Genomic DNA, 18,942 nt, shown 5'->3' on the forward strand with positions numbered 1-18,942 from the left:
GATAACAAGCGAAAAACCCTAACCACTAATCCGGTCAGGGTTTTTCTTCAACTGAAAATGAAAACGTTTTAATTAAAAGATAGAGATTGATATAAAATTGTACAAGAGAGAGGAAAAAGTTGTATGCCCCGTATTCCTTATATTGAAGATTTTTCGGCATGGGAGAAAGATTTTTCTTTCTATATCCCTATATCTGTCCGATTTTCTGAAACAGATATGTATGGTCATGTGAATAATGTTTCCCCATTTATTTATTTTGAAGAAGCGCGTATTGCCTATTTAAACAGTATCGGTTTTTTATCAAAGGATATGCGTCAAAAAGACGGAATTATTGTTGCTGATTTGCAATGTAATTATCTGAAGGAGCTCTATTTTGGCGATGATATTCGTGTTTATGTAAAAACAGCATCTGTCGGCAATACTTCTTTTGATATTCACTATAAGGTGATGAGAGAAGAGGAGGCCATCCTGACAGCTCGAGGAAGGCTAGTTTATATTGATACAGAAAAGAAAGCCCCAAAAAAGCTGTCTGATGCATTAAAGCAGAAGCTGCTGGAGACATGATCTATATTAATCGCGTTCAAACTAGATGGACACGAAGAGAATGAATAGCCAGGCTGAACGTCTAAATAGAAAAAGCTGGATGGATGATAGTTTTTTATCGTCCATCCAGCTTGCGCATTATTTAGCTCTTCTGTTTTCGCTGCTTTCAAAGAGCTTTCTTAGTTTTTAATTCCTTTCTTCTAGTTAGTAGCTAATTTTTTCTAAATGAATTTAAACTACTACTGAAGCAAGAACTTTTTGAATATCATAAATATTAGTGTCTTTCTTAAATGTTTTAGAAACAAGCGGATTGACTCCGCCTGAAATCCATATTTTAAGTTCCGCATCCATATCAAAATGTCCGGCAGTCTCCACGCTGAAATGGGAGATGCTTTTATACAGTATGGAATGATATTCTGTTTTCTTGCCGGTTAAACCTTGTTTGTCAACCAAAATCAGACGTTTATTGGTGAAAATAAATAAATCACGAATAACTTTAAAAGCTGCGCTTACTTCTTCCCCTTCAATAAATAATTGCTCGTATTCTTTCATGATTTCCTTTTCATCTACGTTTGAAGCATTTCCCATTAAACCATCTAAAATTCCCATCATTTCGTCCCCCAGTTTTATAGTTTATTTATTATACTTTTGTTTCTTCATAGCCATATCTGTAATGTATGTAAAATATTTCTCTAATTCTTTCATTTCATCCGGGCCCATTGCCTCCCATCGATCAATCTCGTGGAATCTCGAACACTCCACCCTATATTCTTTAATCAAACGACTGATTTCCGAGATTGGATTGAATTCATTTTCTAAATTTCTATTATCTGTCCTGCCTAGCAGGTAGTCCACACTTACTTCGAAATAGTCAGCTAATTTAACTACTAAATTATAATCTGGTGTTCTTGTTCCTTTTTCATAAGCAGTATATGCAGGGCGAGTGACACCAATAATAATTGATATTTCTTGTTGGGTATTTTTCTTTTCATTCCTTAATGCTGCTAATCTTTGATTAAGCATTTATTTTTATCCTCCCTATAACTATATTTTACAGTAACAATGTGTTACTTGAAATGGAATGTAACAAATAGCGACTATTCATATAAAAATCTATAAAAAAGTAACAATATGAAACTGTAATCAATTGTAACCTTAATAAGGGAGACATGAAAAACTAAAAAAGTCAAAATACATTTCTTGAAAGCCTGTAGCAGCAAATTTAGATGTTGGATAGGAATAGAAAAGAAATGGTTTAATAAATAGGTGAGATATTCTCTGGAGCTAAAGAAAAATGAAAAAGAAATGCAGAATAAGGAAAGGATATTCCTATTCATATGTAATTTAATTAATTTAAGAAAATTTTTTAGTTATAAAAAAGATAAATACTATCTATTACTATTTGATTATATATGGTAAAATTTACTTATTACATATACAGGGGTGATCAATATGTCAAAAGAAAGAAAGCGTGTTTTGAAAAAATGGCAGTTTTTTCTAATCGCGATAATCGCAGCCGCAGCAATTTTAAGCGGTTGCGGGGATGAAGGAGAGGCAGCAGAAGAACCGGATCAAGATGAAATGAATAATGAGGAGGAGACTAAAGAAGCAGAGGAAGAAGCTGCCGAGGAGGAAGAGTCTGAAGAAGCAGAAGAACTTGCTGAAGCGGAGGAGCTTGAAGAAACGGAAGAAATAGAGGAAGAAACGGTTGAAGCGGAGGAGCCTGAAGAAGCAGAGGAGAATCCGGCTGAAGTGGAGGAATCCGAAGAGGCAGAAGAGGATCTGGCTGAAGTGATAGAACCGGAAGAAGTTGAAGAAGAACTTGTTGAAGAGGAAGCATCTGGAGAAAGCTTCTCTCAACAAAATGCAGTGAGCGCAGCTGGCGATTATTTAAATTTTACAGCTTTTTCAGAAAGCGGTTTGATAGAACAACTGGAATTTGAAGGATTTACAAATGAAGAAGCTGTTTATGCAGTCAATCAATTGGATGCAGATTGGCAAGAACAAGCAGTTTTATCGGCAGAGGATTATATAGCATTTACTAGCTTTTCAGAAAGCGGCTTGGTAGAACAGCTGGAATTTGAAGGATTCAGCAATGAACATGCGGTGAATGCAGTCAGTCAATTAGATGTAAATTGGCAGGAGCAAGCAGTATTAACAGCAGAAGATTATTTGTCTTATTCCAGTTTTTCCAAAAGCGGCTTGATTGATCAGCTCGTGTTTGAAGGGTTCAGCAATGAGCATGCTACGTATGCTGCAGAGCAAGTAGGCTTTTAAAAAGATAAATAGTATAAAAGTCACCCTGAAAATAGGGTGGCTTTTTCTTATATAAAATCTGAAGGGGCAGATTTATTATGCGGCGAGCATTTGATTGTTAAACCTTTCATTACTTTTAAAAATAAAAAGTCTGAGCTCTTTTTTCAAAGCTCAGACTAAAAAGCACCTTCATATAGCCTTAGTTTATACCTGTAAGGAATGACGATAAAGTATACGATTGTATGGTGAGTCCTGCCGTAGCATCTCACCACTGAATGCATGTATTGATTTGAGTTCAAAACAAAAATAGAATAAAAAAGAAAATAAATGTATTTTGATCTCGAACGACATGCTGGTGTATCATTTTTTCTTTTTTGTGTGTTTACAGTTTTAATTCGCCCATGCGAAGCAATTCAACAACAGCCTGTGAACGGCCTTTTACCCCCAGTTTTTGCATCGCGTTTGAAATGTGGTTCCTCACAGTTTTTTCTGAGATGAATAGCTCTTGGGCAATCTCTTTTGTTGTTTTATCTTGTACCAATAGTTCAAACACTTCTTTCTCGCGTTTGGTCAGCAGCTGCTTCGGTTTATACCCATTATCCTTCAAATGTTACCCCCTCCTTGCTTTATAGAACTGCATCATGAAGGGAAATTATTTAGTCGATATAGCTTATGAAGGCTGAAACAAAAGAGTGCGTACATTTTTAAAGGTATTTGCCTTGGACGGCTTTAAAAAAGTTTTCAAGAAGCGATTTTTAGTTTACTATGTAATACAAGCAGCAAGAAAATGACTTCATAACCATTGCTATTTAATTAGTGTTAAAATACCAGGAGCAATTCTTACTTTTAGGGGGTATCAATGTGGAAAAAAATAAAGAATTGGAAAAGAATAAAGATGTAGAAGCAGTGAATAAAATGGAAAAACAATTAAGGTATATTTCTGGCATGATTAAACAAAATGGCAGGAAAATATTACATCATTATCCGATTACTTCGCCGCAGTTTATTGCCTTGCAGTGGCTGCTGGAAGAAGGAGATTTGACCGTTGGCGAATTGTCGAACCGTATTAGCCATGCATTTAGTACGACGACAGACTTAGTTGACCGTTTAGAGAAAAATGAATTAGTAGAGCGTGTCCGCGATACAAATGACCGGCGCGTGGTGCGCATCCATCTTCTGGAAAAAGGGAAGCATATTATTGAAGAAGTAATCCAAAAACGTCAGGAATATTTGCAGGATGTTTTATCTTCATTTTCAGATGAGCAGAAAGAAACGTTGAATGATTTGTTAGGCTTTTTGCATGATGAAATGAAGCAAGTTAATGAGAAGTAGCAATAGCAAAAAGGGAGAGAGCGCTTTGGAACAGCCAATTGGTGTAATAGATTCAGGAGTGGGCGGGTTAACGGTTGTTCATGAACTAATGAGACAGCTGCCTAAAGAGCCGCTTATTTACTTAGGAGATACAGAAAGATGCCCATACGGACCGAGAACGAAAGAAGAGGTAAAACAATTCACATGGGAAATGGTCCGTTTTTTACTTAAAAAAAATATAAAAATGCTTGTGATTGCTTGTAATACGGCAACCGCATTTACAATAGAAGAGTTACAAGAAAAATTGGATATTCCGGTTATTGGCGTTATCAAGCCTGGCGCGAGGGCTGCAATCAAATCTACGGAGAATAATTATATCGGTGTAATTGGAACAGAAGGAACGGTGCAGAGCGGTGCATATAGTTATGCACTACGTCAAATCAAGTCTGATATTGAGGTTATTTCTTTAGCTTGCCCTGCTTTTGTTCCGATGGTGGAAAAAGGGATCCTGGACGGGCCGGAAGCAAAACAAGTAGTGGAAACAACCCTGGTGCCTATTTTAGAGCATGATCAAATGGATACATTGATTTTAGGCTGTACGCATTATCCACTATTAAAGGATACTATTCAAGCGGTGGCAGGAGAGAAAATTACTGTTATTTCTTCCAGTGAAGAAACGGCAAGAGAGACGAGTACAACATTAGATATTCATCAAATTGCGAATGGCGATGACCCGATGCCGCCCCATGAATTTTATGCGACAGGAGATTTGAATATTTTTATCGAAATCACACAGAAGATTTTTAAAGATAGTAATTTTGGTGTGCTGACAATTAAACATGCAGATTTGCGTCATGTTTAATCTCAGTAGCTTTAACTCCTATGCAGATGAGAGTGAATCTTTGCATAGGAGTTTTTTCTCACAGCTGCATATTAACCTGACAACATTGCTGCGATTATTCGCTCCATCGTAAAGAGCCATGCGTCGAAACCTCCACTGATTAAAGTTTCAGTTTATGTGGTCTTTTTTCAGATATAAAATGAAACTTCCTTTATAAACTATCTAAATCATGGTCTATTTCTCGGGGTGGGCTCGTATGATTAATAGTACAAACCATCTTGGGAGGTAGTTGCATGAGTAAAATGATAATCCGATTAATCGTGGCTTTTGGAATATTAGTCTTGTTGGCAGGATGTTTTAAAGGAGAACAGTCATCAAAAGAGGTGGATCCTCCGCAAAATGCAGAAGCAGTAAATGGGGAAGAAACAGCAGATGATGAAGCAGCAAACGAGGAAGATGCTGCAGCTCCTCCTGAGGAAGCAGAAGATACGGTTTCTAGAGAGTTGTATTTAATTGATTCAAACGGGATGGTTGCCTCACAAATGATTGAGCTTCCAATTCCTGAAACAAATCAAGTGGCGCAGCAAGTTATTGAATATATGGTTAAAGGCGGTCCAATCACTCCAATGCTGCCAAACGGCTTCCAAGCTGTGCTTCCGGAGGATACAGAGGTCCTTGGCATTGATCTTCAAGAAGACGGTACAATTGTCGTAGATTTATCCGGAGAATTTTCCGATTATGAAGCAGCATCTGAGCTTCCTATTTTAGAAGCTGTTACACACACGCTGACACAATTTGAGAATGTTAATAAGGTCAAGCTTCGGGTGGATGGAGTCGATTTAAAGGAAATGCCAGTAAATGGTACACCGATCAATAATGGTTATACACGGGCAAAGGGAATCAATTTGACCAATAATGATACATTAGACTATTTTAACAGTAGTCCAGTTACCATGTTTTATCCGGTAGAACAGGAAAATAACCGTTATTATGTTCCTGTTACACAATATGTCGAGATGGATGATGAAAATGATTTAACAGGCGTTGTGAATGAACTGGTAGACGGTCCAGGCTATCAAAATCATGTTGTGAATGTTTTTAGCCCGGAAGCAGCCTTGACAGCAGATCCGGTTATAGAGGAAGGAGTTGTCCATCTGACATTTAATGAAGGTATCCTGATGGATTCCGAGCAAAATATTATCTCAGATGAAGTGATGGAGACTATGGTCAGAACGTTAACGCAGCGGCCAAACATCGATGCGGTAAATGTTCAGGTTGAAAATGTGGATGAAGTATTTAATGAAAATGGAGAGCCTTATTCTGCACCGGTGTCAGCAGATATATATACACCAAGTGAAGAATTATAAAAGGATTGCAATGTGCGATGAAGCATCTGGAGAGCAGTTTACCTGTTCTTGAGGTGCTTTTTTCTTTGAACGGATAATTTGAAGATACATACTTCTTTTAACAGCATTCTCATGTTTCTTTTTTCGAAAATATGATAAGCTATGTAATGTGAAATAAGGAGGAAAATAGATGGAAAGACAGGATAATCGAAAACCAAATGAATTGCGGCCGATAAAAATAACACCGGGCTATATTACACATCCGGAGGGGTCTGTATTAATTGAAATGGGCCAGACAAAGGTTATTTGTAATGCGAGTATTGAAGATAGAGTGCCGCCATTTATGAGAGGCCAGGGAAAAGGATGGATTACAGCGGAATATGCAATGCTGCCGCGTGCAACAGAGCAGCGTAATATTCGTGAATCTTCTAAAGGAAAAGTGAGCGGCAGAACGATGGAGATTCAACGTTTGATTGGACGAGCACTACGTTCAGTTGTTGACCTTTCCAAAATCGGGGAACGGACCATCTGGATTGACTGTGATGTTATTCAAGCGGATGGCGGAACTAGAACAGCTTCCATTACAGGTGCTTATGTCGCTATGGCAATTGCACTTCATCAGCTTGTTGAAAAGAAAGTGCTGAAGGAGCTTCCTTTAACTGATTTTTTAGCGGCAATTTCAGTTGGTGTATTGCCTGAGGGATGTGAGGTACTTGATCTGAATTATCAGGAAGACAGTACAGCGGATGTCGATATGAATATTGTGATGACTGGTAAAGGGGAATTTGTAGAACTGCAGGGAACTGGAGAAGAAGCTACATTTAGTCCAAAGCAATTACAAGCGATGCTCGGTTTAGGTGAGCAAGGTATTCAGGAATTGATCAGCCAGCAGAAAGAAACGCTTGGCTCTATTGCAGATTTGGTTAACCAAGACTGATTTCATTGGGGGAGATACCATGAAGAAGATTATTATTGCAACAAAAAATAAAGGAAAAGTAAAAGAATTTAGAGATTTCTTTGCTCCTCATCATATTGAGGTAGTTTCCCTGCTTGATTTAGACGAGGACATTCCAGATATTGAGGAGACAGGGGAGAGCTTTGTAGAAAATGCAGCTATCAAAGCGGAGCAAATTTCTAATCGTTTCCAAAAGACAGTGCTGGCTGATGATTCAGGGCTGGTTATTGACAGTTTAGAAGGAAGACCCGGAGTGTATTCCGCCCGTTATGCCGGCGAACCGACAGATGATCAAGCGAATATTGATAAGGTTCTGGAGGAAATGAAGGAAATTCCTGAAGGCGAACGCGGAGCCCGCTTTGTCTGTGTCTTAGCAATTGCTCAGCCTGGTCAGGAGCCGTTGTTTGTAACTGGGTATTGTGAAGGTCATATTCAAACGGAACAGAGTGGAAAAAATGGTTTCGGCTACGATCCTATTTTTGTACCGGAGGGTTATGAAAAAACAATGGCAGAGCTGGATCCGGCTGAAAAAAATCAAATCAGCCATCGGAAAATAGCGATGAATCAATTGGAACAAAATATACATTTGCTCTAAGGAATAAAGAGGAGGAGTATAATGACAAGCGTACTGATTACAAGTGACAGTCACGGGTTGACGAAAGAACTGGAAGAAATGACGGAAAAGCATGCTGCAGATTTATACATCCATTGCGGTGATTCGGAGCTGGATTTTGATGCGGCAGAGTTGAGCGCTTTTTATAAAGTTGGAGGAAATTGTGATTTTGATTCGCTTTATCCAGAACAAGAAATGTTAGATTTAAATGGTCTTCGTTTCTTTGTAACGCATGGTCATCTTCACCAAGTGAAAGGAAGCTTGACCAACCTATCCTATGCAGCAGAAGAGTATGCTGCAAATGTCGTATGCTTTGGTCATACCCATATTGCCGGTGCTCAAAAAATGGGGAATCAATTATTTATCAATCCAGGGAGTATTCGTATGCCTAGAAATCGTGTGGAAAAAACATACGCTGTTTTAAGCTGGGAAAATACAGATGAAGTGCAGGTAGACTTCTACACTTTAAAAGATGGAAAAATAGAAGATATGAGCTATCGTACTTCTTTGTAAAACGAAACTTCATACATTGATAATGTTATGGACGACTCTCCGTGATAAATAAGATAAAAGCAGTTCATATTTTTCTGAAAAGAGAATGTGAACTGCTTTTATTGCTTTCACTAGAGAATTTTCAAGCTGTTTTTCCCTTGTGTACCGAGGGTTTTCGTCATTTTTATGAAGCCGAGAAATAAAAATTAAAAATCTGTTGACAAAAACTTCTATCCCACATATAATATTACTTGTCCGTTAAAAACGGTGCACATCATTTCATACATAAAACACGGTAATTGCGGGTGTAGTTTAATGGTAAAACCTCAGCCTTCCAAGCTGATGACGAGGGTTCGATTCCCTTCACCCGCTCCATCATGTCCCAGTAGCTCAGCAGGATAGAGCAACAGCCTTCTAAGCTGTGGGTCGCAGGTTCGAATCCTGCCTGGGACGTAAACAGTTTAAAAAGCTCAAAACCTCAATTAATAAGGTTTTGAGCTTTTTTGGTTTCTAGAAAAAGATAATTGGCTCTATATTAAAAACTGGGCTTGCAGGGATATGAATAAATTCAGTTAAGAAAGAAACTAGCTGACGTTATTTTTCGGGTGCAGCAGCTTACATCTATATCACGAATGATTTATAATGCATAGATTTTGATGAAGTGCCTAAAATGAATTTAACTATCTTTTGCAAATTAATATAGACCCGCTGCTTTTTTAAGGGTAACATGATAATGAGACAGGAAGGTTAAACCTGCTGCAGATATAATCTGAAAAAAATAGTTTAAATAGTGCAGGATAGGGTATAACAGATTTGAAGAAAATTTTTGGAAACCCAGAATAGAGGTGAACAAATGAAAGATAGTGCTAAAGTGATATTATTTCCGAATACGAAAAAACAATTGGAAGAAGAAGGTTTGCATGCATTAAAGGAAAAAAGGTACAAAGAGGCATTAGATAAATTAAACAGTCTGATTGCATATCATGAAGGAAGCCATGAAATATACATTGGTAAATTAATGTGTTTGATGGAATTAGGAAAGTATAAGGATGCAGAGCAGCTCAGTGAAGAACTGCTGGCCAGAAAAGACGCACATTATTATCATTACTTCCATATTTATTTAACCATTCTTTTTCAAACAAGCCAGTATCAGCATTTGATGGATTTGTTAGAAATAGAATTTGAGCATAATATGATTCCTGACATGCTTCAAGAGCCTTTTCAGCAGTTATATGAAATGAGCGGCAATATGAAGATTGGGATCGATGAAGATAATGCCGTCAGTTTTATGAAAGAACTTAAGGAAGCTGTAAGGGATGATGATTATCTGAAGCAATGGAATATCATTGATAACCTTCGGCGGATACAGGCAAATCCGGAGGAAGAAAATATCAGACTGCTTGAAAATCCTCAAGTGCATCCTGTTATTAAAACTGCTTTATTAGAATGGTTCAAAGAAACAGGCGTAGAAAGATCTGTCTACATACATAAATTTGAGGCAATGATGGTTACTCAGCCGACGGAATTGATCCAGATATCTGAAGAGAAAAGCTATATAGCTATAACGGAAGAATTAGAAAAAAGGGCAGAAGCCAATCCATCTCTATTAAATTTGATTGAGCAGCTTGTATATCGATACTTTTACGTGACTTATCCATTTACACCGAAAGAGAGTGATATGTTTTCTTTTGCAGAAGCCGTCTATATTCTTGGAAATGACTATTTACAGCTGGATTTGCAGCTGGACGAATTGAATGAAACTGCCCAATCATGGATAGAGTCTATAAAAATTTGTAACTCGCTTTATTTAAGTATCATTGAAGAGTAGGTAGTAAAATGCTTGAAACACAAAAGATATGTGTTATAATGAGGTGGTTGTAAATTAGGAAAAATGATTGATCAAATGAATAATGAAATGCAATGATAGATTTGATTTTGGAGGGAATAATAATGACAACAAAATGGGAAAAACAAGAAGGTAATAAAGGAGTATTAACGTTTGAAGTATCTGTTGAAGACTTTGATCAAGCGTTAGACCAAGCGTTCAAAAAGGTATCGAAGGATGTTCAGATTCCTGGTTTCCGTAAAGGGAAAATTCCACGCAGTATTTTTGAAAAACGCTTTGGCGTAGAATCTCTATATCAGGACGCAGTAGATATTGTACTTCCTAGTGCTTATTCTAAAGCAGTTGATGAAGCTGAGATTTTCCCAATTGCACAGCCTTCTATCGACATTGATCAGATTGAAAAAGGACAACCGCTTGTTTTCACTGCGGAAGTAGAAGTGAAACCAGAGGTGAAACTTGGTGAATATAAAGGTTTAGAAGTGGAAGAAAAATCTGTAGAAGTAACTGATGAAGATGTAGAACAGGAAATCGAAAATCTTCGTGAACGCCAAGCAGAATTAGTTGTAAAAGAAGATAGCGAAATCGAAGACGGCGATACTGCTGTTATCGATTTTGAAGGATTCAAAGATGGCGTTGCTTTTGAAGGCGGACAAGGTGAAAATCATTCACTGGAAATTGGTTCCGGACAATTTATCCCTGGCTTTGAAGAACAATTGATTGGTAAAAAAGCTGGTGATGAAACAGAAGTAGAAATCACTTTCCCTGAAGAGTACCATGCGGAAGATTTAGCTGGTCAGGACGCAGTCTTTAAAGTGAAAATTCATGAAGTAAAAGCAAAAGAATTACCAGAACTGGATGATGAATTTGCAAAAGATGTTGATGAAGAAGTAGAAACACTTGATGAATTGAAAGCAAAAAAACGTGAAGAACTGGAAACAAACAAAAAACAACAAGCTGAAAATGAACAGCGTGAAGAATTACTTCAACAAGCTTCAGATAATATCGAGGTAGAGATTCCAGAAGCAATGGTAGACACAGAAGTAAATCAGATGGTTCGCGAATTTGAACAACAGCTTCAAATGCAAGGCATGACATTAGAAATGTACAGCCAATTCTCAGGACAAGATGAGAATGCTTTGAAAGAACAAATGCGTGAAGATGCTGAAAAGCGTGTAAAAACTAACTTGACGTTAGAAGCAATTGCTGAAGCTGAAAATCTTGAAGCTACAGAAGAGGATATCGATGCAGAGCTTGAAAAAATGGGCTCTATGTACGGAGTTGAGAAAGAACAGCTTCTACAAATGCTTGGCGGTTCCACAGAAACATTAGAAAATGATTTAAAAATGCGTGCTGCAATTGAATTCTTAGCTGAAAACAGCAAAACAAAATAATTTTTATAAACAAGTGAAAAAAGAGGATAAATAAGACAAGGTGCGCCGAGAGACGTGCCTTGTCTTTCCTGTTAATTAGGACAGTGTCGAATAAATGAAGATTTTGTCAAAAGCGGTATTTGTTCCAGGATATAAAGTATACTATACAGATGGAATTGCAAATAGTTGACATTTAAAAGAATTGATTCATACTGTATAGACACACTTATCATAGGATTATCTTTAGAAAATATAAAAAGTATATTGTTTTGTATTTCTATTTGTATCTGATATGATGAATTATAAAGCTGACTGCTAATCCGATACGGCACATGTAGGAGTGAATGAATATGTTGAATTTAGAAGCCGGGATGGGACAATCAAATTGCTCTTTTTGTGGGAAGAACGAAAAAGAAGTTCAGAAATTAGTAGCTGGCCCTGGCGTTTATATATGTAACGAATGTGTTAGGAAAGTCTCAGAGATTGTTGAGGAAGGCGGCGAAAAGTAATGTTTAAATTTAATGAAGAAAAAGGACAATTAAAATGTTCTTTTTGTGGCAAAGGCCAAGAACAAGTACGAAAGCTGGTAGCTGGTCCCGGTGTTTATATATGTGATGAATGTATTGAATTATGCACAGAAATCGTTGAGGAAGAGCTTGGCACCGAGGAAGGCATGGAAATGAATGAGATTCCAAAGCCAAAAGAAATCTGTGATACACTTGATGATTACGTAATTGGTCAAGATAAAGCCAAAAGAAATCTTTCTGTAGCAGTATATAACCATTACAAACGTGTTAATTCCGGCATGCATAATGGGGATGTAGAAATCTCTAAAAGTAATATTGCCATGATTGGGCCTACAGGAAGCGGTAAAACACTCTTAGCTCAAACATTAGCAAGAATTATTAATGTACCATTTGCAATGGCTGATGCAACATCATTAACAGAAGCAGGATATGTAGGAGAGGATGTAGAAAATATTCTTCTCAAACTGATCCAAGCTGCTGATTATGATGTAGAAAAAGCAGAAAAAGGAATCATTTATATTGATGAGATTGACAAAGTAGCAAGAAAATCTGAAAATCCATCGATTACAAGAGATGTTTCCGGAGAAGGCGTACAGCAGGCGCTTCTAAAAATCTTAGAAGGAACAGTAGCAAGCGTACCTCCTCAAGGTGGAAGGAAGCATCCGCATCAAGAATTTATCCAAATCGATACAACCAATATTTTATTTATTGTCGGCGGTGCATTTGACGGTATTGATCAAGTAATCAAGCGTCGTATAGGTAAAAAAGTAATTGGTTTTGGTGCAAATGAAGAGCAGGAAGAATTGGATACAGCACAATTGCTGTCTAAAGTTCTTCCGGAAGATTTATTACGCTATGGTTTAATCCCAGAATTTATTGGACGTATTCCGGTAATTGGCAGTCTTACTCCGCTGGATGAAGATGCCCTGATTGAAATTTTGACTAAACCAAAGAATGCACTTGTTAAACAGTATCAAAAGCTGTTTGAAATTGATAATGTCGAGCTTGAATTTGAACAGGATGCGCTTATCGAAATTGCTAAGAAAGCTATTGAACGGAAGACTGGTGCACGCGGACTTCGTTCTATCATAGAAGGAATCATTGTAGATGTTATGTTCGACCTTCCTTCTAGAGAAGACGTAGAAAAATGCATCATTACAAAGGACACTGTTATCCAGGAAGATGGAAGTCCAAAACTTGTTTTCCAGGACGGTACCGTTCAAGAAGGAAATGAGAAGTTACCAAAGGAAAGTGCATAAGCATAAACGGGTGAGGAATGCAGATTCTGGTCAGAATCTGCATTCTTCCTCTTTTCTGCTGGTATAGGACGTGCTTTCAGTAAAATCTTCTTTTATCACGATGCCCGATTGGCGAAACTCCTGATGAATAAATGTTTCGTTTTATAAAATGACTATAATAATCATAGATACCTGAATACTTGTTTATAATAAAAGAAGGTATGATGGTGTTTACATTTTGTTGATTTTTTTTTACACTTAGAAAGAGCCTTACAGAGAAAATACATAAAAAATGAAAATAGGGGGTGAATGTATGACAGCAAACTATTTAAAAATGCCGCTGCTGCCTCTGCGGGGGTTGATTGTGTTTCCGTCGATGGTATTACACCTTGATGTAGGAAGGGATAAGTCTATTGCTTCTTTGGAACAAGCTATGTTAGCTGATCAATACATATTTTTAGCTTCACAGAAAAAAATGAATTCAGATGATCCGAGTTCTGCTGACATCTACAATATTGGAACCGTTGCAAAAATTAAACAGATTACGAAGCTGCCGAATGGAACACAACGAGTACTTGTAGAAGGGTTCTATCGGGCGGAGGTTATTCGTTATCTGGAAGAAGAAGAAAACTTTATTGTAGAGGCAGAAGAAAAAGAGGAGATTGTTGGAGACAGCTATGAAACTGAAGCTTTAATGCGTACGCTGCTTGAACAATTCCAACAGTACATAAAGGTTTCACGTAAATTAACGGATGAAACATTTGAAACCGTTGGCGATATTGATCATCCGGGCCGCTTAGCGGATATGATTACCTCACATCTTTCTTTAAAGCTGGATGACAAGCAGGAGATATTAGAATGCTTTGATGTCACGGAAAGAATACATAAGCTTCTGGATATTATTGCGGATGAGCGGAAGATTTTATCCATTGAAAAGAAAATCGGTCAAAAGATTAAAACTTCCATGGAAAAAACTCAGAAAGAATATTATTTAAGAGAGCAATTAAAGGTGATACAAAAAGAATTGGGAGACCGTGACGGCAGAACTGGCGAATTGGAACAGCTCAGAACAAAAATTGAACAGTCTGATATGCCTGAAAGAATTACCACCGTTGCGATGAAGGAATTAGGACGTTACGAAAAGGTCCCGCAGTCATCTGCTGAAAGCTCTGTCATCCGAAATTATATTGAGTGGCTTGTTGCGCTTCCATGGCAAACCAAAACAGAAGATAATATTCAAATGAAGAAAGCTGAAAAAGTGTTAAATGCAGATCACTATGGATTAGAAAAGGTGAAGGAACGCATTTTAGAATACTTAGCTGTTCAAAAGCTTACTAATACGATAAAGGGGCCGATTTTATGTCTGGTCGGACCGCCTGGAGTCGGGAAGACTTCTCTAGCGAAGTCGATTGCCAACGCAATCGACCGGAATTTTGTCCGTATTTCTTTAGGCGGCATTCGGGATGAAGCGGAAATTCGCGGACATCGCCGAACTTATATCGGCGCCATGCCGGGAAGAATTATGCAAGGAATGCGGCGGGCTGAAACGGTTAATCCGGTATTTTTATTAGATGAAATTGAGAAAATGTCCAATGATTTTCGGGGCGATCCTTCTTCAGCTATGCTGGAGGTACTGGATCCAGAACAAAATCATAACTTTAGTGATCATTACATTGAAGAGACCTATGATTTATCTAATGTATTGTTTATTGCTACTGCAAATAACATCAACAGTATTCCAGAGCCGTTATTGGATCGGATGGAATTAATCTCTATCCCGGGGTATACAGAGGTTGAAAAGCTGCATATCGCGAAACGTCACCTTATACCAAAACAAATTAAAGAAAATGGACTGACTAAAAGTAAAATACAAATTCGTGAGTCTTCTATCATGAAATTAATCCGCACATATACGAGGGAGGCAGGCGTCCGCGGTTTAGAAAGACAAATTGCGACGCTTTGCCGGAAAGCGGCTAAAGAGCTTGTCTCTGATGAAAGCAAGGACAGGATTATTATAACCGATCGCATTGTAGAAGAATATCTGGGCAAGCCGGCATACCGATATGGATTGATTGAAGAGGAAAATCAGGTTGGAGCGGCAACAGGGCTTGCATATACAACAGCTGGCGGAGATATTTTATCGATAGAGGTAACGCATTATCCGGGGAAAGGGAGCCTAAAGCTGACTGGTAAACTTGGCGGCGTTATGCAGGAATCGGCGCAAGCCGCGTTTAGCTATGTGCGTTCTCGTACAGAACAGTTGAATATAGAACCCGATTTTTATGAAAAATACGATATTCATATCCATGTTCCTGCCGGTGCAACACCTAAAGATGGTCCGTCAGCCGGAATTACCATTGCAACAGCCCTCGTATCTTCCTTGACAGGGCGTCCTATCAAAAGAGAAGTAGGAATGACCGGTGAAATTACACTTCGCGGGCGTGTCTTGCCTATTGGCGGATTAAAAGAAAAAGCATTAAGTGCACATCGCGCCGGATTGACGACGATTATTCTTCCGGAAGATAATGAAAAAGATATAGAAGACATTCCAGAAAGTGTCCGTGAGGGGCTTCAGTTTATCCCGGTGAAGCATTTAGATGAAGTATTAGAAATCGCGTTGGTAAAGGAGGATGAACCAAATGAAAGTTAATCAAGCAGAAATTGTAATCAGTGCTGTCAGTGAGAAGCAATATCCGCAGGAGCAATATCCTGAGTTTGCGCTGGCTGGCCGTTCAAATGTCGGAAAATCTTCCTTAATCAACAAGCTGATTAACCGGAAAAACTTGGCAAGGACTTCTTCCAAGCCGGGAAAAACACAAACGTTAAATTTCTATCTGATAAATGAATCTCTTTATTTTGTCGATGTTCCGGGTTATGGATATGCACAGGTATCTAAGAAAGAACGGGCAAAATGGGGCGGCATGATGGAAGAGTATTTTAAAAACAGAGAACCGCTACGGGCTGTTATTTTAATTACTGATTTACGCCATGAACCGACGACTGATGATGTTCAGATGTATGATTATTTGAAGTTTTTTGAGCTTCCGGTCATCGTAATCGGGACAAAGCTGGATAAAATCCCAAAAACAAAGAAGGACAAGCATATTAAGCGATCTAAGAAGGTTTTAGAAATAGATCCAGATGATATTTTTATTCCTTTTTCCGCAGAAACCGGCGAAGGCAAGGATGCGGTTTGGGGAGCGATAAAATCTTTTATCGCAGAGGAGCGTCCGTAAAACTTCCGCCTGAGTGAAGTTTTCTTATAAGAGAAGATAAAATAAGGATACAGCCAGAAATTAAAATTTCTGGCTGTATCCTTATTTGCGTTTGAGCATAAACATACCTAAGAGAATAAGCAGAATCGGCCAAAATCGTTCTAAGAGCGAAACAATCGGTTCAAGCCAGCTGGTGTATATAGAAAGCTGTTCCGAAAAAAGAAATAGCAGGCCTAATAAAATAGAGAAAAGACCTAAGAAAAATCCTTTTTTTGTTTTGGTATAACGGATAATAAAGGCAAGTCCTATAATAATGAAATAAACAGACCAGTCATCGATCCAAAAAGAGTAATGTTTGACTCCATGAAGATGAATGCCGATTCCAAAAAGTAATGTACCTATAAATAAATTCTGGTATGTTTTTGTTGTATAGCTATGAATGATGATACCAATTCCAATTACAATCAGGAAAGATTGCCATGAATAAAGGTCAACAAAAAAAGGAATCCGAAGCTCCCGCAGTAAAAGAAAAATACCGATTCCGATACATAAATAAGCAAGCAGTGAATGCTTTCTTTTCATCGAAAAACCTCCCAAATGTCTCTGTTTCTGTGCTGCAAATGATGATACCTGCTGTAACAGACACCCCCTTAAAAAGCAAGTACATTGTCTCTTAAAGTGAGTTCCTTGCTATAATGGGTCAGTTATGTTACATTACAGTCGGAATAAGTTGTTGCAGCGGTCGTTTTTATTTAGCTGGAATGAATCATTTTATCATACATATCTTTATGTTACGTACGAATTGTTTCAGATTCTGTTCACATTTTAGCACGAAAAGCACTTCATGACATGTTATAATGATTATTAGATAATAATCATAAAAAGTTTGAATCATTTAATCATAATGGGGGTAGTACGGTGCATATTTTAAAGGTTGGTTTTAATTACAAAACAACCCCTGTAGAAATTAGGGAAAAGTTTACATTTAATGAAGAAAAATTGTCAGAAGCAATGATTGTATTGAAGGAACAGAAGAGTATTCTGGAAAATGTAATTGTTTCAACATGTAATCGGACGGAAGTATACGCAGTTGTTGATCAGCTTCATACTGGCAGATATTATATTAAACAATTTTTAGCAGATTGGTTTGGAGAAGAAAAAGAAACCTTTTCAACTTACTTGCACATTACGGAGGATGATGGTGCAATGGAGCATTTGTTTCGCGTGACGACTGGACTCGATTCCATGGTTCTTGGCGAAACACAGATTCTTGGCCAGCTGAAGCAGGCTTTTTCAAAAGGACAACTGGCAAATACAACGGGTACCATTTTTAATGAACTGTTTAAGCAGGCCATTACATTCGGGAAACGGATGCATAAAGAGACAGGTATCGGTGAACATGCTGTCTCCATCAGCTATGCAGCTGTGGAATTAGCAAAAGAAAAGTTCGGAGACTTGAGTAATAAGCATGTAGCTATTTTAGGCGCCGGTAAAATGGGCGAATTAGCAGCGAAAAACATTCAAGGTGCTGGAGTAAAGGATATCACTGTCATTAATCGCACACAGGAGAAAGCAAAAATGATGGCAGAGAAATTTGAAGCTAAGGTTGCCGGGATGGATGAACTATCTGTTGTATTAGAAGAAGCGGATATCCTGATTAGTTCTACCGGTTCAGAGTCTGTTGTTTTATCAAAAGAAGATATTGAAAAGGTACAAAGTAAACGGCAGGATAAAGAACTATTCTTAGTAGATATTGCGGTTCCCCGGGATATTGATCCGGAAATTGCTGAAGTTAATCAAGTTGCTTTATTTGATATTGATCACCTGCAGAATATTGTGGATGAACATCTGGAGTCTCGAAAAGCAGCAGCAGAACAAATTGAAATATCCTTAGAGGAAGAAATTGTCCAATTCAAGGAATGGATGAAAACATTAGGTGTTATCCCGGTTATATCTGCTCTAAGACAAAAAGCGCTATCTATCCAATCCGAAACAATGCAAAGTATTGAACGGAAAATTCCAAGCTTAACGGATCGCGAGAAAAAAGTGCTTAATAAGCATACGAAAAGTATTATAAATCAGTTACTGAAAGAGCCGATTACGCAGGCGAAAGAATTGGCAGGTGCTGAGCAGGCAGATGAGGCGTTGCAATTATTTATTGATATTTTTGGGATTGAGAATGAGGTAAGAGAAGAATTTGCGAAACAGCTGAAAAAGAATGATGCATTCACCAAATTTACGCAAGAGGAAGCCTCCTCATTCAAGGTTATTGAACGAGTAACCACTGCCTAAGCAGGATGGATTCATTCTGTTTACATCATTCACATCCAACCAGAAGGTCATTTCATTTACTTTCTGGTTGCTTTTTATTGTAGAAGAAACCTGGAAA

Annotated in this window: 19 protein-coding genes and 2 tRNA genes; 17 read left to right on the plus strand and 4 right to left on the minus strand. The window is 38.0% G+C overall.

Features of this window, described 5'->3' with window-relative positions; translation table 11 throughout:
* Positions 1–123: 123 nt before the first annotated feature.
* Positions 124–564 carry an acyl-CoA thioesterase gene (locus ACZSMY_RS03505; RefSeq protein WP_042534428.1) on the plus strand — a complete coding sequence of 147 codons (441 nt, stop codon included), beginning with the start codon at positions 124–126 and terminating at the stop codon, positions 562–564.
* A 210-nt stretch (positions 565–774) separates the two neighbouring features.
* Here the strand turns inward: ACZSMY_RS03505 and ACZSMY_RS03510 are convergent, their stop codons facing one another.
* Together ACZSMY_RS03510 and ACZSMY_RS03515 are read right to left on the minus strand one after the other, a co-directional pair.
* Positions 775–1,152, minus strand: coding sequence for a PH domain-containing protein (locus ACZSMY_RS03510; protein WP_193062402.1), 378 nt, complete (start codon positions 1,150–1,152; stop codon positions 775–777).
* A gap of 24 nt (positions 1,153–1,176) precedes the next feature.
* Positions 1,177–1,566: a helix-turn-helix domain-containing protein gene (locus ACZSMY_RS03515; protein ID WP_193062341.1), complete on the minus strand. Its 390-nt coding sequence runs from the start codon at positions 1,564–1,566 to the stop codon at positions 1,177–1,179.
* A 429-nt stretch (positions 1,567–1,995) separates the two neighbouring features.
* On the opposite strand from ACZSMY_RS03515, the gene ACZSMY_RS03520 reads away from it, so the two are divergent.
* A complete protein-coding gene (locus tag ACZSMY_RS03520) occupies positions 1,996–2,820 on the plus strand; it encodes an Ltp family lipoprotein (protein WP_052485081.1) in 825 nt (274 codons plus the stop codon).
* A gap of 361 nt (positions 2,821–3,181) precedes the next feature.
* Here ACZSMY_RS03520 and ACZSMY_RS03525 read toward each other — a convergent pair whose 3' ends face one another.
* Positions 3,182–3,406 (minus strand): helix-turn-helix domain-containing protein, encoded by a 225-nt coding sequence (locus ACZSMY_RS03525; protein WP_040981732.1) that lies wholly within the window; start codon positions 3,404–3,406, stop codon positions 3,182–3,184.
* Positions 3,407–3,714: 308 nt separating this feature from the next.
* On the opposite strand from ACZSMY_RS03525, the gene ACZSMY_RS03530 reads away from it, so the two are divergent.
* The 14 genes from ACZSMY_RS03530 to yihA all read left to right on the plus strand — a co-directional run bounded on the left by ACZSMY_RS03530 (position 3,715) and on the right by yihA (position 16,574).
* On the plus strand, positions 3,715–4,131 hold the full coding sequence (locus tag ACZSMY_RS03530; RefSeq protein WP_175297093.1) for a MarR family winged helix-turn-helix transcriptional regulator: 417 nt from the start codon (positions 3,715–3,717) through the stop codon (positions 4,129–4,131).
* Between the two features lie 25 nt (positions 4,132–4,156).
* A complete protein-coding gene (gene racE / locus ACZSMY_RS03535; protein ID WP_042534426.1) occupies positions 4,157–4,972 on the plus strand; it encodes a glutamate racemase in 816 nt (271 codons plus the stop codon).
* A gap of 272 nt (positions 4,973–5,244) precedes the next feature.
* Entirely contained in the window at positions 5,245–6,318 is a 1,074-nt protein-coding gene (locus ACZSMY_RS03540) for a GerMN domain-containing protein (RefSeq protein WP_042534425.1), read from the plus strand.
* Between the two features lie 169 nt (positions 6,319–6,487).
* Complete coding sequence (gene rph / locus ACZSMY_RS03545) at positions 6,488–7,234, plus strand: ribonuclease PH (RefSeq protein ID WP_042534424.1); 747 nt, start codon at positions 6,488–6,490, stop codon at positions 7,232–7,234.
* Between the two features lie 19 nt (positions 7,235–7,253).
* Positions 7,254–7,847 carry an XTP/dITP diphosphatase gene (locus ACZSMY_RS03550; RefSeq protein ID WP_465147461.1) on the plus strand — a complete coding sequence of 198 codons (594 nt, stop codon included), beginning with the start codon at positions 7,254–7,256 and terminating at the stop codon, positions 7,845–7,847.
* Between the two features lie 21 nt (positions 7,848–7,868).
* The gene (locus tag ACZSMY_RS03555; RefSeq protein WP_042534422.1) at positions 7,869–8,378 is read left to right on the plus strand and encodes a metallophosphoesterase; all 510 of its coding nucleotides are present in this window, start codon (positions 7,869–7,871) and stop codon (positions 8,376–8,378) included.
* Positions 8,379–8,658: 280 nt separating this feature from the next.
* A tRNA-Gly gene (locus ACZSMY_RS03560) sits at positions 8,659–8,732 on the plus strand.
* Between the two features lie 4 nt (positions 8,733–8,736).
* A tRNA-Arg gene (locus ACZSMY_RS03565) sits at positions 8,737–8,810 on the plus strand.
* Between the two features lie 400 nt (positions 8,811–9,210).
* A complete protein-coding gene (locus ACZSMY_RS03570) occupies positions 9,211–10,185 on the plus strand; it encodes a tetratricopeptide repeat protein (protein ID WP_042534421.1) in 975 nt (324 codons plus the stop codon).
* A gap of 122 nt (positions 10,186–10,307) precedes the next feature.
* Complete coding sequence (gene tig / locus ACZSMY_RS03575) at positions 10,308–11,594, plus strand: trigger factor (RefSeq protein WP_042534420.1); 1,287 nt, start codon at positions 10,308–10,310, stop codon at positions 11,592–11,594.
* A gap of 329 nt (positions 11,595–11,923) precedes the next feature.
* Positions 11,924–12,082, plus strand: a complete 159-nt coding sequence (locus ACZSMY_RS03580; RefSeq protein WP_139089140.1) for a ClpX C4-type zinc finger protein — start codon at positions 11,924–11,926, stop codon at positions 12,080–12,082.
* Entirely contained in the window at positions 12,082–13,359 is a 1,278-nt protein-coding gene (clpX, locus tag ACZSMY_RS03585) for an ATP-dependent protease ATP-binding subunit ClpX (RefSeq protein WP_042534419.1), read from the plus strand. Before ACZSMY_RS03580 ends, clpX begins: the two co-directional genes overlap by 1 nt.
* 292 nt (positions 13,360–13,651) lie before the next feature.
* Positions 13,652–15,988: an endopeptidase La gene (gene lon, locus ACZSMY_RS03590; RefSeq protein ID WP_042534418.1), complete on the plus strand. Its 2,337-nt coding sequence runs from the start codon at positions 13,652–13,654 to the stop codon at positions 15,986–15,988.
* Positions 15,978–16,574 carry a ribosome biogenesis GTP-binding protein YihA/YsxC gene (gene yihA / locus ACZSMY_RS03595; protein WP_042534417.1) on the plus strand — a complete coding sequence of 199 codons (597 nt, stop codon included), beginning with the start codon at positions 15,978–15,980 and terminating at the stop codon, positions 16,572–16,574. The genes lon and yihA overlap by 11 nt, the downstream gene beginning before the upstream one ends.
* Positions 16,575–16,655: 81 nt before the next feature.
* On the opposite strand, the gene ACZSMY_RS03600 is transcribed toward yihA, so the two are convergent.
* Positions 16,656–17,135, minus strand: a complete 480-nt coding sequence (locus ACZSMY_RS03600; protein WP_332093734.1) for a LiaF transmembrane domain-containing protein — start codon at positions 17,133–17,135, stop codon at positions 16,656–16,658.
* A gap of 336 nt (positions 17,136–17,471) precedes the next feature.
* On the opposite strand from ACZSMY_RS03600, the gene hemA reads away from it, so the two are divergent.
* Positions 17,472–18,845, plus strand: coding sequence for a glutamyl-tRNA reductase (hemA, locus tag ACZSMY_RS03605; protein ID WP_042534415.1), 1,374 nt, complete (start codon positions 17,472–17,474; stop codon positions 18,843–18,845).
* Positions 18,846–18,942 lie beyond the last annotated feature (97 nt).

This window comes from Oceanobacillus sp. B139/18, from assembly GCF_055524595.1.

What these genes read in the sequence shown, in the direction of transcription:
- ACZSMY_RS03515 (WP_193062341.1), bottom strand. Translation starts at nt 1,566, where the DNA reads ATGCTTAATCAAAGATTAGCAGCATTAAGGAATGAAAAGAAAAATACC.
- ACZSMY_RS03530 (WP_175297093.1), top strand. Translation starts at nt 3,715, where the DNA reads ATGGAAAAACAATTAAGGTATATTTCTGGCATGATTAAACAAAATGGC.
- ACZSMY_RS03555 (WP_042534422.1), top strand. Translation starts at nt 7,869, where the DNA reads ATGACAAGCGTACTGATTACAAGTGACAGTCACGGGTTGACGAAAGAA.
- rph (WP_042534424.1), top strand. Translation starts at nt 6,488, where the DNA reads ATGGAAAGACAGGATAATCGAAAACCAAATGAATTGCGGCCGATAAAA.
- ACZSMY_RS03550 (WP_465147461.1), top strand. Translation starts at nt 7,254, where the DNA reads ATGAAGAAGATTATTATTGCAACAAAAAATAAAGGAAAAGTAAAAGAA.
- ACZSMY_RS03520 (WP_052485081.1), top strand. Translation starts at nt 1,996, where the DNA reads ATGTCAAAAGAAAGAAAGCGTGTTTTGAAAAAATGGCAGTTTTTTCTA.
- ACZSMY_RS03580 (WP_139089140.1), top strand. Translation starts at nt 11,924, where the DNA reads ATGTTGAATTTAGAAGCCGGGATGGGACAATCAAATTGCTCTTTTTGT.
- ACZSMY_RS03600 (WP_332093734.1), bottom strand. Translation starts at nt 17,135, where the DNA reads ATGAAAAGAAAGCATTCACTGCTTGCTTATTTATGTATCGGAATCGGT.
- ACZSMY_RS03505 (WP_042534428.1), top strand. Translation starts at nt 124, where the DNA reads ATGCCCCGTATTCCTTATATTGAAGATTTTTCGGCATGGGAGAAAGAT.
- yihA (WP_042534417.1), top strand. Translation starts at nt 15,978, where the DNA reads ATGAAAGTTAATCAAGCAGAAATTGTAATCAGTGCTGTCAGTGAGAAG.
- clpX (WP_042534419.1), top strand. Translation starts at nt 12,082, where the DNA reads ATGTTTAAATTTAATGAAGAAAAAGGACAATTAAAATGTTCTTTTTGT.
- ACZSMY_RS03540 (WP_042534425.1), top strand. Translation starts at nt 5,245, where the DNA reads ATGAGTAAAATGATAATCCGATTAATCGTGGCTTTTGGAATATTAGTC.
- ACZSMY_RS03510 (WP_193062402.1), bottom strand. Translation starts at nt 1,152, where the DNA reads ATGGGAATTTTAGATGGTTTAATGGGAAATGCTTCAAACGTAGATGAA.
- lon (WP_042534418.1), top strand. Translation starts at nt 13,652, where the DNA reads ATGACAGCAAACTATTTAAAAATGCCGCTGCTGCCTCTGCGGGGGTTG.
- tig (WP_042534420.1), top strand. Translation starts at nt 10,308, where the DNA reads ATGACAACAAAATGGGAAAAACAAGAAGGTAATAAAGGAGTATTAACG.
- ACZSMY_RS03570 (WP_042534421.1), top strand. Translation starts at nt 9,211, where the DNA reads ATGAAAGATAGTGCTAAAGTGATATTATTTCCGAATACGAAAAAACAA.